This is a genomic window from Flavobacterium coralii (genome assembly GCF_019891545.1).
GTDB lineage: Bacteria > Bacteroidota > Bacteroidia > Flavobacteriales > Flavobacteriaceae > Flavobacterium > Flavobacterium coralii.
The window spans coordinates 1-373 of sequence record NZ_JAHDIU010000057.1; the positions used below are offsets into that span (position 1 = coordinate 1).

At 50.9% G+C, this 373-nt stretch carries 1 rRNA gene; it reads left to right on the forward strand.

Annotated features, from left to right (window positions below):
- A 23S ribosomal RNA gene (locus KJK34_RS15155) occupies positions 1–373 on the forward strand; the annotation flags it as partial.

A 373-nucleotide genomic window follows, 5' to 3' on the forward strand; every position in this document is an offset into this window, starting at 1 on the left:
AGTATCCGCAAGGAAGCAAACCCGCTGAACTGAAACATCTAAGTAGGCGGAGGAGAAGAAAACAAAAGTGATTCCGTAAGTAGTGGCGAGCGAACGCGGAGCAGCCCAAACCGGTTATGTTACGGCATAACCGGGGTTGTAGGACTGCGATATTCTATGCAAACAGAACCGGAACCATCTGGAAAGTTGGGCGATACAGGGTGATAGCCCCGTACGGGCAATGAATGTAATAGATAGCAGTATCCTGAGTAGGGCGGGGCACGTGGAACCCTGTCTGAAACTGCCGGGACCATCCGGTAAGGCTAAATACTCCTGAGAGACCGATAGTGAACCAGTACCGTGAGGGAAAGGTGAAAAGAACCGTGAATAACGG